The organism is Streptomyces sp. NPDC001443 (assembly GCF_053597355.1).
This window is the reverse complement of sequence record NZ_JBSFIA010000001.1, coordinates 163,302-178,094: the sequence shown is the minus strand read 5'-3', so window position 1 is coordinate 178,094 and position 14,793 is coordinate 163,302. Positions and strand designations below refer to the sequence as shown.

The window sequence follows — 14,793 nt, the reverse complement described above, 5'->3', positions numbered from 1 at the left end:
ACCTGCCCCCGCGACGCCGGGCACGGCCTCTCGCCGCACCGGCGCCGCGGGGTCCCTGGGGGCGGACCTGACCTGGCCTCAAGGGCGCAGGGCGGGCTCCCGTTCCACGTCCCGGACGTCCAGTCGGGCGTCGAACCGGGCCAGCGGCTTCGCCGCCGACGGGTCGGCCTGCACCGCGGGCGAGGCGACCCCGGCCCAGGCGAGGATCCGGGCGGTGGCGAGCGCCTTCTCGTCGGCGGTCAGCCCGGCCACGTTCGCGCCGTGGTTGAGACCGGGGGCGGTGAAGACGTACGCGTCCTTCGCGCCCGCGCCGACCCGGAACCGCTCCGCGCCCCACGGGTCGTTCTGGCCGTAGACGAACAGCATGTGCCGCGCGTGGTGCGCCACCCAGTTGTCCACGTCACGCATCGCGTCCGGCTGGAACCGCATGGGGATGTCGCGCGGGACGAAGTTGCGCGGCGGCTGGTAGCCGTAGCGGACGTACTTCTTCTCGATGTACGGGAAGTGGATCGTCGGCGCGCCCAGTTGGGTGCCCGCCTGGTAGTAGTACGGCGTGTACGTCTCCAGGCCCTGGTCGGCGTAGGCCGAGAAACCGGAGATCGTGTCGACCGAGTTCCAGATCTCGTCGTCGGTCGCGGTGGCCGCGTCCGCCGGGATCGTGTCGCAGTCGGACAGCAGGCTGTACTGCCAGAAGCCCCAGACGTAGTCGAGGACGACCGCCTCGTAGGCCCGGTCGAGGCTGCCGATCGTGGTGAAGGTGTAGCCGTTCTCGGCGGCGTACGCCTGGTACTTCTTCTCCAGCGTCTCCCGGCGCACCAGCGCCTCGCGCTGCACGGCGTTCAGCCGGTCGCGGCACTCCTTCGTGCCGACGGAGGCGAAGAAGCGGTCGTAGGCGGAGTCCTCGTCGTTGACGACGTCGTTCGGGGCGACGTAGGCGACGACACCGTCCATGTCGTGCGGGTAGAAGCGCTCGAAGTAGGTGGCGGTCATGCCGCCCTTGGAACCGCCGGTGGCGATCCAGTTCTTGGTGTAGATCTTCTTCAGCGCCTTGAAGATGCGGTGCTGATCGCTCGCCGCCTGCCAGATGTCGAGCTTGGACCAGTCGGCCGGGGCGGGCCGGGACGGGGTGAAGAAGCGGTACTCCATGGAGACCTGGTTGCCGTCCACGATCTGGGTCGGCTCGCGGCGGCCGGGGTTGGTGGAGACGTTGTAGCCGCCGGTGTAGAAGACCGTCGGACGGCTGACGTCCTTGTGCAGCACGGTGATCCGCTGCTGGAACGTGCCCTTGGACGGATGCCGGTGGTCGACCGGCTGGGTGTAGTTCAGGACGAAGTAGCGGTAGCCGGTGTACGGCTTCTCCTCGATCAGGCTCATGCCCGGTATGGAGAGCAACTGCTCCTTGATGTCGGTCGTTCCGGTGGCCTCCGGCACGGCAGCGGTGGCTGCCCCGGCCGTGCTCAGTGTGCCTATGAGCACGGTGAGCGCCAGCAGCCATCTGAGCGCCTTACGCATGCACCCTCCCTGTGAAACGGATGTGCGCCGGAAGCTATCCCAGCAACACCCTTCGCACCAGGGGGAGTTGATATGTCAGCAGTGAGAAGGGCCGGCGCCGGTCAGCACAGGATCCAGCCCGTGCCGATCGACTGCGATCCCACCGACCCCTTCACCCGCACACAGCGGTGGCCCGCGTGGACGGTCACCGGACCGGCCCGCAGCGTGAATCGCCCGCGGTCGACGACCGGGCGGTTGCCGCGCGCCTGCACGCTGACCGACATCACGGTCCGGCGGCCGGGCCGCTCGGCGAGGGTGACGGCGCAGACATAGCCGTCGTGCTTGTAGACCTGGACCGTGCCGGTGGCGAAGGGGAGGACCTTCACCTTCCGGCCGGCGCACTGCGTGGGGGCCGCGTCGGCGCTGCCCGGCGAGGCCAACGCGAGCAGTCCGGAGGCGACCAGCACGGCCGTGCCGCGTGCCAGCCGCCGGCGTATCGCACCACTGTTCACGCTCGCCCCTCCCACCACACGGCTCCAACCGTACTGGTGTACGGACGCGTGGCGGGTGCCGAACGGTTGCGCACATCGCTCGCGCTCCGGCCGCCCGCCTCGGCGAGGCGGGCGGCCGGAGCGGGCGGGTCAGCCCGTGGTGACCGGCTCCCCCACGAACGTCCGCCACAGCCGCGCGTACTGCCCGTCCCGCGCCAGCAGCTCCTCGTGGGTGCCGTCCTCGGCGACCCGGCCGTGGTCCATCAGCACCACCCGGTCAGCGCGGGCGGCGGTGGTCAGCCGGTGGGCGACCACGAGCGTCGTACGACGGCCCGCCAGACGTTCGGTCGCCAGGTTGACCTGGGCCTCGGTGGCCAGGTCGAGGGCGGCCGTCGCCTCGTCGAGCAGCAGGACGTCGGGGTCGACCAGCTCCGCGCGGGCCAGCGCGATGAGCTGCCGCTGTCCGGCGGAGAGGTTGCGGCCGCGCTCGGCGACCTCGTGCAGGTAGCCGCCTTCCAGCGTGGCGATCATCTCGTGCGCGCCGACCGCGCGGGCCGCCGCCTCCACCTGCGCGTCACTCGCGTCGGGGCGGCCGTAGGCGATGGCGTCCCGCACGGTGCCCGGGAAGAGGTACGCCTCCTGCGGGACCACGCCGAGGCGATGGCGGTACGCGGTGAGGTCGTACGCCCGCAGGTCCGTGCCGTCGACCGTGACCCGGCCGCCGGTCGGGTCGTAGAACCGGGCCACCAGCTTGACCAGCGTCGACTTGCCGGCGCCCGTCTCGCCGACGAAGGCCACGGTCTGGCCTGCCGGGATCTTCAGGTCGATGCCGCCGAGGGCCTCCTCGTCGTCGCCGTAGGCGAAGCGCACGTCCTCGAAGGCGATCTCGCCGCGCAGCGAGCCGACCTCGACCGGCTCCCCGGCGGACCGGGTGGACGTGGGCTCGCGCAGCAGCTCCTGGATGCGGCCGAGGGAGACGGTCGCCTGCTGGTAGCCGTCGAAGACCTGGGAGAGCTGCTGCACGGGGGCGAAGAACAGGTCGATGTAGAGGAGGTAGGCGACCAGGGCGCCGGTGGTGAGGGTCGCCGCCTCGATCCGGCCCGCGCCCGTGATCAGCACCGCGGCCACGGCCGCCGACGACAGGAACTGGACGAAGGGGAAGTAGACGGAGATCAGCCACTGGCCGCGGATGCGGGCCCGCCGGTAGCTGTCGCTGCGCTCGGCGAACCGCAGGCTGCCCGCCCGCTCCCGCCGGAAGGCCTGCACGATCCGCAGCCCGGACACCGACTCCTGGAGGTCGGCGTTGACCACCGACACCCGCTCGCGGGCCAGCTCGTACGCCTTCACGCTGGCCCGGCGGAAGAAGTAGGTGGCGACGATCAGCGGGGGCAGCGTGGTGAAGACGACGAGCGCCAGCTCGACGTCGATCAGCAGCAGGACGCCCATGATGCCGAAGAAGGTGACGACCGAGACGAAGGCCGTGACCAGACCGGTCTGGAGGAAGCTGGAGAGCGCGTCGACGTCGGTCGTCATCCGCGTCATGATCCGGCCGGTCAGCTCGCGCTCGTAGTAGTCGAGCCCGAGCCGCTGGAGCTGGGCGAAGATCTTCAGGCGCAGGGAGTACAGGACGCGCTCGCCGGTGCGTCCGGTCATCCGGGTCTCGCCGATCTGCGCCGCCCACTGCACGAGCACCGCGAGCAGGCCGAGCAGGGAAGCCGTCCAGACCGCGCCGAGGGCCAGCTCGCTGACGCCCTGGTCGATGCCGTGCCGGATCAGGACGGGCAGCAGCAGGCCCACCCCGGCGTCCACGGCGACCAGGAACAGGCTGACCAGCAGGGGACGCCCGAAGCCGCGCAGCAGCCGCCGCAGACCGTAGGACTCCTCCGGGCGCACCGCGCGCGCCTCGTCGACGTCCGGGGTGTCGGTCGCCGGGGGCAGCGCCTCGACCTGGGCGAGGAGTTCCGGGGTGGCGGGCATGCCGGACAGGGCGCTGTCCTTGGGCTCGCGGTCGCCCGTCCACAGCCTGGGGGTCAGTCCGGCCTCGGCGTCGAACTCGGCGTCCAGCTCGTCCCGGACGGAGGTGTCCTCGCGCGGCTCGGCGGGCGGGGTGTGACCCGGGGAGACCCCGCCCAGTTCGTCGGGGTCGGTGAGCAGCTTGCGGTAGAGGGCCGAGCGCCGCTGGAGCTCCTCGTGGGTGCCGAGGTCGGCGAGGCGGCCGCCGTCGAGGACGGCGATGCGGTCGGCGAGGTTGAGGGTGGAGCGGCGGTGCGCGATGAGCAGGGTGGTGCGGCCCCGCATGACCTGCTTGAGCGCCTCGTGGATCTCGTGCTCCACCCGGGCGTCCACCGCCGAGGTGGCGTCGTCCAGGACGAGCAGGCGCGGGTCGGTGAGGATCGCGCGGGCGAGCGCGAGGCGCTGGCGCTGGCCGCCGGAGAGGGTGAGGCCGTGCTCGCCCACCTTGGTGGCGTAGCCGTCGGGCAGCTCTGCGATGAACCGGTCCGCCTGGGCGGCGCGGGCGGCGGCCTCGATCTGCTCGTCGGTGGCGTCGGGTCGGCCGTAGGCGATGTTGTCGCGGACGGTGTCGGAGAAGAGGAAGGAGTCCTCGGGGACGAGTCCGATCGCGGCCCTGAGCGAGTCGAGGGTGAGCTCGCGGACGTCGTGGCCGCCGATCAGGACCGCGCCGTGGGTGACGTCGTAGAAGCGCGGCAGGAGCAGGGAGACGGTGGACTTGCCGGAGCCGGAGGAGCCGACCACGGCGAGGGTCTCGCCCGCGCGGATCTCGAAGGACAGGCCCTGCACGACCGGGCTGGTGCGGCCGTCGGCCTGCCGGTACCCGAAGGAGACGTCGTCGAACTCGACGGTCGCGGGCGCGTCGGCGGGCAGCTCCAGCCGGCCGTCCCGGATCGTCGGCGCGGTGTCGATCAGCTCCAGGACGCGCTCGGTGCTCGCGCGGGCCTGCTGTCCGACGGTGAGGACCATGGCGAGCATCCGGACCGGGCCGACGAGCTGGGCGAGGTAGGTGGAGAAGGCGACGAAGGTGCCGAGGGTGATGTGCCCGCGCACGGCGAGCCAGCCGCCGAGCGCCAGCATCGCGACCTGGCCGAGCGCGGGGACCGCCTGGAGGGCGGGGGTGTAACGGGAGGTCATCCGGATGGTGCGCAGCCGCCCCGCGAAGAGCCGGCGGCCGACCTCCCGCAGCTTCCCGGTCTCCTGTTCCTCCTGCCCGAAGCCCTTGACCACGCGTACGCCGCTGACGGCGCCGTCGACCACGCCCGCGACGGCTGCCGCCTGGGCCTGGGCGTACCAGGTGGAGGGGTGCAGCCGGGTGCGGCTGCGGCGGGCGATCCAGCCGAGCGCGGGGGCCACGGCGAGCGCGACCAGGGTCAGCGGCAGGGACAGCCACGCCATGATCACCAGGGAGATCAGGAAGAGCAGCACGTTGCCGATGGTCATCGGCAGCATGAAGAGCAGACCCTGGATGAGCTGGAGGTCGCTGGTGGCGCGGCCTATCACCTGCCCGGTGGACAGCTCGTCCTGGCGGCGGCCGTCGAGCCGGGTGATCGTGTCGTACATCTCGGTCCGCAGGTCGTGCTGGACGTCGAGGGCGAGCCGGCCGCCGTAGTAGCGGCGGACGTACGTGGAGACGTAGACGAGGAGGGCCGCGACGATCAGCGCGCCCGCCCAGGGGGCCATGGCGCGGCTGTGGTCGGTGATCACGTCGTCGATGATCACCTTGGTGAGCAGCGGGACCAGCGCCGTGACGGCCATGCCGGCCAGGGAGGAACCGAGGGCCAGGACCACGTCCCCCGGGTGACGCCAGGCATAGACCGCGAGTCTGCGCGCCCAGCCCTGTTTCTCCCCCTGCTGCGCTGCCACGCCGGTGCCTTCCGTTCGACCTGCTCTGCCGGAAAGCACCAACGCGGATGGAAGCGGATTTCATCCCTCCGCAACAATCGGACGGAGGGAGAGCCCTCGGGCGGGTACCCGAGGGGCATCGGCCCTCAGGACATCAGGTCCTTGTGGATGACCTTCGCGACGCCCTGGATGGTGGTGATGCCGTAGCTCATCGTGCTGTTCCCGTGGGTGAGCACGGTGATCGTGTAGTCGTGGCCGCCACCCTTGAACGTGCCGACGCTGTGCACCCGCCAGCCGAGCGTGGCGCGCTGGAGCCAGCCGTTCTTGACGTGCACCGAGACACCGGACGGCGCTCCGTACGGCGTGCCCCAGCGCTGGGAGGAGACGACCTGCCCCATCAGCTTCTGGATGTAGGCCCGGGAATTGTCGGAGAGCACCGTGTTCGCGCCGGTGATCAGCTTGAGCAGTTTCTGCTCGTCGGTCACCGTGATCTGGGTCAGACCCCAGTAGCCGTTCGCGCCGGGCTTCGTCTGGGTCATCTTGGCAGCGGTCAGGAAGCCTTTGATCTTCGTCAGGCCGAGCTGCTTCCAGAGCTTGCTGGTCGCCGTGTTGTCCGACTTGGTGATCATGGCCGTGGCGAGCGAGGTCTCGGTGCTCGTCAGGTAGCGGTTGTGCTTCTTGGCGTCCCACAGCAGCGTGGCCAGCACGGTGACCTTGACCACGCTGGCCGAGTCGTAGGCACTGGAGGCACGCAGCGTGCAGGTGGTGTTGGTGGTGCGGTCGTAGAGACCGACGGCGACGGTGCCCTTGCGGGTGGCGAGCGCGGCCGTGATGTCCTTCTTGAGCTTGGCGGCAAGCCCGGCCTTGGACGACGTACAGCTGACGGCCGGCGTGGCGGCCGAGGCAGGCGCCGCGGCCGCCACGCCCGATATCAGCACCCCGGCCGTGAGGCCACCCGCGACCACTCTCGCGCGTCTGGATATCCCGTGAGTCATGCATTGATGACTCACGAGTTCGAGCGAATGGTTGTGCGGTTCTTTGTGGCGATTGTGTGTCGGCCGCCGCGAAAGCAGCGCGCGTCGATCAAAGATGCGCATATCGGGCGATGGGGCTCACGGCCCGGCCGGGCACAGCGCCGGGACCCGTAGTCCGGATCCCGGCGCCCGTCCGCGTGGTGCCTACGCGGCCCGGCTGCCGCGCCGAGGTCAGCTGACGCTGCCCGACCAGTTCTTGACCGGTGCCTGAACCGTGGTACCCGTGCTCCGGAAGGAGAAGAGAGAGTTGACCTGGCGGCCGTCGGCCGTCTTGCCGGCGTCGTACATGACGCCGAAGTCGGCCTTCTTGTCGCCGTTGTAGTCACCGGACGTCAGCTGGCTGGAGTTCCAGTTGAAGCTTCCGGAACTGGTCCACGCCTTCTGGGGGGCGCCGATGCCGGCAGAGCTGCTGGTGAGGGTGTACAGCGACGTGACGGGTACTCCGTCGGCCGACGTGCCGGTGTTGTAGAGGATGCCGACGTCGTCCTTGCCGTCACCGTTGATGTCACCCGAGGTCACCTTGCTGGCGGACCAGGTGAACCCACCCGTGCTGGCCCACGCCTTGCTGGATGTCATGTCCGTGCCGTCGCTGGTGAACGTGTAGAAGGACGACAGGGCCTTTCCGTCGGCCGACGTGCCGGCGTTGTAGAGGACACCGACGTCGTCCTTGCCGTCACCGTTGTAGTCACCCGACGTGACCTTGCTGGCGGACCAGGTGAACCCACCCGTGGTGGTCCATGCCTTGTGGGCCGTCATGCTGTCGCCGCTGCTGGTGAAGGTGTAGACGGACGAGATGTTTCCGGTGGAGGAGGACCCCCCGTCGTAGAAGACGCCGACGTCGTCCTTGCCGTCACCGTTGTAGTCACCCGAGGTCACCTTGCTGGCGGACCAGGTGAACCCACCCGTGGTGGTCCAGACCTTCTTGGGCGCGTTGAAGCCGGTCCCGTTGCTGGTGAAGGTGTAGACCGAGGAGATGGCACCGGTGGAGGAGGACCCGCCGTCGTAGAGGACGCCGATGTCGTCCTTGCCGTCACCGTTGTAGTCACCCGAGGTCAGCTTGCTGATGGACCAGGTGAACCCACCCGGCGTGCTCCATGCCTTCTTGGGCGCGTCGAAGCCGGTCCCGTTGCTGGTGAAGGTGTAGATCGACGCCCTGTTCTTCCCTTCAGGCGACGTTCCGTTGTCGTAGAAGACGGCGACGTCCTGCTTGCCGTCACCGTTGAAGTCGCCCGAGGTCGTCTGGTACGCCTGGGGAACCGCGCGGACCTGCTGGATCCAGGTGTTGATGTCGTCGAGTCGGGTCTCGATGGCACCCGTGCGGGTCTCGGCCGGATCCTGACCGAAGCAACCCCCTTGCCAGGACCTGCTGTTGATCGCGACGAGCTCGACCTTGCCGTCACTCTCCCGCAGGGCAGGACCGCCGGTGTCGCCCTTGCAGACAGCGGCGCCCCCGGTCGCGGTGACATCGAGGGTGCCATCGCCCACCGCGTCGACGCTCAACGCACCGGTGTGCAGATCGAGCGGGGCCCACTCGTCCTGGGTGCGGCCGTAGCCGGTGACGCGCAGCTGCTCCCCGGCGCTCGGGGCGGTGGTGGCGACGACGGCGGGGGCGATGTCGGTGACGGGCTCCGCGAGCTTGGCCATCACCAGGTCACGGTCGGTACGCGGGACCAGTTCGGTGACCTCCACGACCTGACCGGCGGTGGTGCCCAGGTCGGGACGGCCGATGGTGGCGGTGGTCTCGCTCGCCGGCGGGCCGGGCGGGACCGTAAGGCTGGTGGCCGGGTCGTCCACGAAGCAGGAGGCGGCGGTGAGGACCCAGTTCGGATCCACCAGGACGCCGGAGCAGGCGCGCTCGCGGGCGATGTCGAGACGAACGGAGAAGGCGTAAGCGGCTCCGGTGTCAGGCGTGCCGGTGACGGCCCGGGCAGGCAGGGCGTTCACGGCGAGGGGCACGGTGACCAGTGCCGCGACAAGGGCGGCGAGACGCGTGGGTCTGGTGAGATGCATGACGTGTCCTTGGGCGAGGTGTACGGGGTCGGCAGCCGCCGGAGCGGGCGGCTCACAGAAATCGGCCGCTCCTGTCGAGACAGCGAGCGACGGGCCGGGAAGAGGACTCGGCGCTGCTACTTGGAGGTCCTGATCTCCACGAGCATCAACTCGCGCCCCTCCTCGGCCGCGCTCTCGCCCACGGCCGTCCAGGTGTTCTTGGTGACGCCGAAGGACTTCTCCCCGTCACCCACCGTCACGTCCACCTGCGTCGCGCAGTCGTTGCCCTTCACGACGTAGGCCGCAGGGATCTCCAGCGTCAGTCGGCCCGAGTTGCCGACCGTCTTGAAACAGACCGTCTTCGACTGCCGCCGGGCCATCACCTGCAGGAGGCCACTCTCGCTCGCACAGTCGGCCAGGGTGATGCGACCGTCACCGCGCTCGAGCACGATGCCCTGCTCCGCAAGGACCTCGTCCGCCTGCGGATGGTTGAAGTCCTCCACCGCATACCCCGCGGCCCCACCCGCGACCGGAGCCGCCCCGGCGACCGACGCGCCCGCCCCGGCGGACCCACCCGGCAGCCCCTGCGCCGCCAGACCCACAACACGCCGCCCAGGTCTCCCGCGGCCCGGCCGCGCCCGAAGCGCGGTACGCACATGTGCCTTCATCACAGTCTTGATCCACAGCCTTTGTCGTCGGTTCCGAAAACCCCGGAACACGGAATGAAAGGCGGGCCTCAAAGCCGTGCCCAGCGGCAAGAACACACTCAAGGACACGCGGAAAAATAATTCCGGGCATAACGATGCAACAGCTAGAACGCGCACATCCATGAACTCACCCCACCCCTGGAAGCCCCGACATCCAGCCCGGAAATAGCCACCAAAAGACCCCGCCCGCCCAACCTGTCGCACGATGGGACAAAGAGAGCGAAGAAGCACCGGACGCACCGGACGCACCGGCCATAAGCCGCGAAAGCGCTTGTGCACCTCGGAGCGGAAGCCCTTTGACCGCGCCATGAAATCTCAAGATCGACACTTTGTCCAGTGGTTTGATTCTTCACGAAGAGGGATAAAAAGCCATCTTCACCTTTGATGTCACTCACTCAACGAACATGCTTCACTGCGCTGCGTAATCACTTGACGGACGGTCCGCGACGAGCCGACGAACAGGCAATCCGACCCGCCGACCGACCCCGTGACCGCCTTTACGCCGACCCGGCGCACGCGGTCACCTCCATAAGGGATAAAGCGTACCGTTTGCCGTAGGTATGAATTCATCCATGCCATCTGCGCAATCCTTCCGCCAGTAATCGATGGCATCGGCCCCTGCTTCGGGAGGGAGGACAGTGGGGCCCTTGCACCGCTTATCCATTTCGCGGGTGCCTTTTGGTCCTCCCCAGGGGGTTCATCCAGCGACGCGAAACAACGGCCGAAGACACGGGGGTGTGGTCGGACAATGCGCGTGAAGCAGTGGAGCAGGCGGAACTTCCTCCGCACAATGGTCACCGGCAGCACCGCGATGGTGGCGGTGTCCGCCCTCGGGTTCGACCTGGCGGTCGCCACGTCGGCCGCCGCCGACGACACCGCAGGCGCCGATCCGCTCGCCCTACCGGACACCGACCGGGCGAAGGCGGTCAAGGCGTGACTGACGGGCGGACAGACCGTCAAGGCCGCCGCGACCACGGCGCTCGTCGGCGGCGACGCCGAGATCACCGCCTTCCTCACCGAACACCTGCCGGCGGCGACCGCGGAGGGCCGGCGCGCCGCCGTCCTCGCCTGCATGGCGAACGCCGGGGCCGGCCTGCGCCGCGCGGGCACCGCCGCCCTCGGCAACGGCGACAGCGCCATCGCCGACTTCCTCGACGGCGGCTTCACCTCCGCCGTCGACGAGGACCTCCGGGTGGCCACGGCCACCGCCATGAGCACCGGTGGCAAGCCGGTCGCCGAAGCGGCCGACGCCGCCCTCGGCGACTTCGACGGTGGTGGTCCCACCGTTCGCGGTCAGGTCGGCGGTGGGGTGCTCGCCGGCCTGCTCGGATTCATGCCCGCCAGGCCGTCACGCTCCCAGGCACAGCGTCGGCCATGCCCATACCCGCAGAGGCGAGGGGAGACGGGGCCGGGGCACACGCCGACAGCCCTCCGGGACCTGTTGTCGGGTCCCGGAGGCTTTTAGGCGGTGCTTCGGGGGGTTACTTCACGACGGCGCCGAAGCGGACGCCGGCGGCCGGGAGGCCTCCGGTGCCGGGGGCGTACGTGGTGACCGCGCCCACGGTGCCGCCGGTCACGTTGGACCAGGGCAGCACGTGGACCGCGCCGTACGTCGACGGGCCGTAGGGCATGCCGACGTACAGGTTCGTACCGGTCGCGGCGATGCTGATGCCGACCTGCTGGTTGGCCGCCGGGGTGCCCGGCAGTCCGGCGGCGCCCGCCTGGACCCAGTAGTCGGAGCCGCCCGGGGCGCCCAGCAGCGAGAAGGTCTGGATCGCGCCGGCCTTGGCCGCCGTACCGACCGCCTCACCCGGGACGCCGACCGCGAGCTTCATCGTCGCGGCGGTGCTCACCGCGCGCGGCGCGGTGTTCATGACCGCCACCCGCTCACCGAAGCGGTCACCCACCTCGGCGCCGCCGCTCACGTCGTCGCCCTCCTGGCTGATGTCACCGATCTGGCTGACCACACCCGCGGCGGTGATCTGCAGGGTCACCACGCGTCCCGCGTTCGCCTTGTCGACGTCGCTCACGGTCAGCGACTCGCCCGGCGAACCCACCGCGAGGATCGAGTCGGTCGCGGCCGCGGCCCCGGCCGGACGGTACTCGGTCATCGACAGCGAGGAGCCGAACTGGTCGCCCGCCTCGGCCGCGCCGGAGATCCCGTCGGTGTCCTGGTCGATGCCGGCGAGCGGAGTCGGGATGCCGCCCGCGTTCAGCTTGTGGTCGAAGACGGCGAGGCCGCCGGAGGCCGCCAGCGTGCCGATGACCTCGTTCGGGATGCCGACCGCGATGTGGTTGGCATCGCCGGCGACCGAGGTGCCGAAGCGGTCGTTGGCCTCCGCCGTGCCCGGCACGTCCGTCTTCTCCTGGTGGACGGCCACGTTGGTGGTGCCGCGCAGGTAGAAGATCTCGCCCGCCTTGGCCACCGTGCCGATCGACTCGCCCGGCACACCGATCACCAGCCACGGCTCGCCCGCCGCGGTCGTGCCCGCCGCCAGCGAGTAGCCCATGTTGTCGCCGGTCTCGGGGGTCGACCCGGCGATCGCGCCGGAGCCGGTGCCCTGCTCCAGGTGCAGCGCGGCCGGGCCGGTGCCGAAGCCGCCGGGGCCGCCGTACAGCACATCGACGAAGCCGGCGTCCACCACATCGCCGACGTCCTCGTTCGGCGTGCCGACGACCAGGTCGGTGTAGCCGTCCTGGTTGTAGTCGACCGTCGCCATGGCCGCGCCGAAGCCGTCGTTGTTCTCCGCACCGCCCGGCACCCAGTCCAGGTCCTGGGTGATCTCGGCGGTGCCCTTGCCCCCGCCGTACACCACCCGCACCAGACCGGCCTTGGTGTGGGTGCCGACGGTCGCCTCCGGGTCGGCGATCGCGATGTCCTCGATGCCGTCGCCGTTGTAGTCGTTCACCCGGGTGGCGTTGACCTTGGACGTGACCCAGGAGCCGAGGTCGTCGACGCGGGTGGCCACGGCGCCGGTACGGGTCTCGGTGGCGGCGATGCCGAAGCAACCACCCTGCCAGGAGCGACTGTTGATGGCCGCGAGCTGGGCCTTGCCGCCGGTGACACGGAACTCGGGGCCGCCGGTGTCGCCGGCGCAGACGGACACGCCGTCCTTGCCGGTGACGGTGGCGGTGGTGGCGTCGGAGGCGTCCACCGAGAAGGCGCCGGTGTGCAGGGCGAGGGGGGCCCACTCGTCCTTGGTGCGGCCGTAGCCGACGGCGCTCAGCGTCTCGCCGACGGTCGGCGCGGCGGTGGCCAGGGCGATCGGGGTGACACCGGTCGCCGGGCCGGAGAGACGGGCCAGCACCAGGTCGCGGTCGGTGCGCGGGACCAGCTCGACCACGTTGCGGACCACACCGGCGGTGCCGGTCAGGTCGCTGCGGCCGATGGTGGCGGTGGTGGCGAGCTTCGGCGCGCCGGCCGGCACGGTCAGGCCGGCGGCGGGGTCGTCGACGAAGCAACTGGCCGCGGTGAGCAGCCACTCGGGGTCGACGAGGACTCCGGAGCAGGCACGGGTGCCGTTGCCGATGTCCAGGCGGGCGGTGTAGCCGTAGGTGGTGTCGGCGGCGGTCACGGCGGGGCCGGTGACGGCCTGCGCGGGCGCGGCGCACAGGGCGAGCGGCGCGGCGATCAGGGTCGCGGCCAGCGCGGCGAGCCGGAGGGGTCTGGCGTGTGGGGTGAGCATGACGTCCTGCTCCGCAAGGACCTTGTCCGCCTGCGGATGGTTGAAGTCCTCCACCGCATACCCCGCGGCCTCACCCGCGACCGGAGCCGCCCCGGCGACCGACGCGCGCGCCCCGGCGGGCCCACCCGGCAGACCCTGCGCCGCCAGACCCACAACACGCCGCCCAAGTCTCCCGCGGCCCGGCCGCGCCCGAAGCGCGGTACGCACATATGCCTTCATCACAGTCTTGATCCACAGCCTTTGTCGTCGGTTCCGAAAACCCCGGAACACGGAATGAAAGGCGGGCCTCAAAGCCGTGCCCAGCGGCAAGAACACACTCAAGGATGTACGGAAGAACGAATCTCGACATAACAAAGAAAAAGCTTGCAAACGCATACCCATGAGCTCACCCCCCCCTGTGGAACCCCGGCGCCCCGCCCCCAGAAAGCCACTCAAAGTCCCGCCTGCCCGCCTTGCCGCACGATGCGACCAGGGGCCGGGGAGGCATCAAGTCGCTCGGGCAATGGACCGTGAAAGCGCTTGTACATCCCGGACGGGAACCCTTGACCGCGCCATGAAATCTCATGATCAAGACTTTGTCCAGCCGTCACGTTCTGCACAGAAGTGGACATAAGCCCAGCTCCGACCGCCACATACGCCAACTCGCCGTGAATGCCCTGCAAGCCGCGCGCAAACAGAACGCAAGCGTCGGGTAATGGATCGGCAACGGGAGATCCGACCCGCCGACGCCTTCACGGCCCCCTCACATTCCCTCGCACCCGCTCGACGCACACACGTGCCCCATGCGGGATAAATCGGACGTGTTTGCCCTGGGCGTGAATTTACCCGCGTGATCCGTGCAATCCTTCCGCCGGTAATCGATGACATCGACACCTATTTCAGGGGGAACATGGGAAACTTGTGCCGCCCACCTCTGCCCTGGGCGCTTTTTTGATCCTCCCCGGGAGGTTCATCCAGCGATGCGAGGCGCTCGGCGGGACAAGGACACCGGCGGACGTGACGAGCGCGGCAAGCGCGTCTTGCGCCGCAGCGCCAAGAACCCGCGCAACAAGTCGATTCCTTCGCCGCTCCGCGGCCATTGCGCCATGTCCCCCCAGCGCACTCCGCACCTCGAAGCGGAATGGCAGGTCCGCGCAACGCCCTTCATGTCGAGGGAGGCGCAGCCGCTTCGCAAAGGCTCGTCCGGCCTCTCACCGCGAGGCTCGCGGACCTGCACGACATTCATGAGCGCAACCATCAGAACGTAAGCCCGAGGTGTCGCCCACTCCTCAACAACTACCGCAACACCTGATCTTGACGGTATGTCAGGCGCGACCTTCACCACCCCGAAGGGTTACGTGGGGGGGCGATCGAGTAACGCCTCCATGAGGCCTACGACCTTCCGGTATTTCAACTCAGCTTTCACCGTTACGAGTCGGTAGAGCCTCCGCCATTCACTGACGTTTCCACGTATACCCGTGCCGGATCCTGCCCGCGCGCTTTCAGCGGTGCTCATCCCACTTCTCATGCGAGGAAATCCCCTTGTGCAGACAGCTTTCTG

The 14,793-nt window shown here is 69.6% G+C and carries 9 protein-coding genes; 2 read left to right on the top strand and 7 right to left on the bottom strand.

Annotated features, from left to right (window positions below; translation table 11 throughout):
- Positions 1–78 precede the first annotated feature (78 nt).
- The 6 genes from ACWC24_RS00810 to ACWC24_RS00785 form a co-directional block, all read right to left on the bottom strand.
- Complete coding sequence (locus ACWC24_RS00810; RefSeq protein WP_450660670.1) at positions 79–1,512, bottom strand: S28 family serine protease; 1,434 nt, start codon at positions 1,510–1,512, stop codon at positions 79–81.
- 101 nt (positions 1,513–1,613) lie between these two features.
- A complete protein-coding gene (locus tag ACWC24_RS00805; protein WP_450660669.1) occupies positions 1,614–2,003 on the bottom strand; it encodes a hypothetical protein in 390 nt (129 codons plus the stop codon).
- A 129-nt stretch (positions 2,004–2,132) separates the two neighbouring features.
- Positions 2,133–5,858, bottom strand: a complete 3,726-nt coding sequence (locus tag ACWC24_RS00800; protein ID WP_450660668.1) for an ABC transporter ATP-binding protein — start codon at positions 5,856–5,858, stop codon at positions 2,133–2,135.
- 125 nt (positions 5,859–5,983) lie between these two features.
- Positions 5,984–6,832: a serine hydrolase gene (locus tag ACWC24_RS00795; protein WP_450660667.1), complete on the bottom strand. Its 849-nt coding sequence runs from the start codon at positions 6,830–6,832 to the stop codon at positions 5,984–5,986.
- A 210-nt stretch (positions 6,833–7,042) separates the two neighbouring features.
- Positions 7,043–8,881 (bottom strand): FG-GAP-like repeat-containing protein, encoded by a 1,839-nt coding sequence (locus ACWC24_RS00790; protein ID WP_450660666.1) that lies wholly within the window; start codon positions 8,879–8,881, stop codon positions 7,043–7,045.
- A gap of 116 nt (positions 8,882–8,997) precedes the next feature.
- Positions 8,998–9,363, bottom strand: coding sequence for a hypothetical protein (locus ACWC24_RS00785; protein WP_450660665.1), 366 nt, complete (start codon positions 9,361–9,363; stop codon positions 8,998–9,000).
- A gap of 952 nt (positions 9,364–10,315) precedes the next feature.
- On the opposite strand from ACWC24_RS00785, the gene ACWC24_RS00780 reads away from it, so the two are divergent.
- Together ACWC24_RS00780 and ACWC24_RS00775 are read left to right on the top strand one after the other, a co-directional pair.
- A complete protein-coding gene (locus ACWC24_RS00780; protein ID WP_450660664.1) occupies positions 10,316–10,504 on the top strand; it encodes a hypothetical protein in 189 nt (62 codons plus the stop codon).
- A complete protein-coding gene (locus ACWC24_RS00775) occupies positions 10,505–11,032 on the top strand; it encodes an ALF repeat-containing protein (RefSeq protein WP_450661023.1) in 528 nt (175 codons plus the stop codon).
- Between the two features lie 16 nt (positions 11,033–11,048).
- On the opposite strand, the gene ACWC24_RS00770 is transcribed toward ACWC24_RS00775, so the two are convergent.
- The gene (locus tag ACWC24_RS00770) at positions 11,049–13,253 is read right to left on the bottom strand and encodes a trypsin-like serine protease (protein WP_450661022.1); all 2,205 of its coding nucleotides are present in this window, start codon (positions 13,251–13,253) and stop codon (positions 11,049–11,051) included.
- Positions 13,254–14,793 lie beyond the last annotated feature (1,540 nt).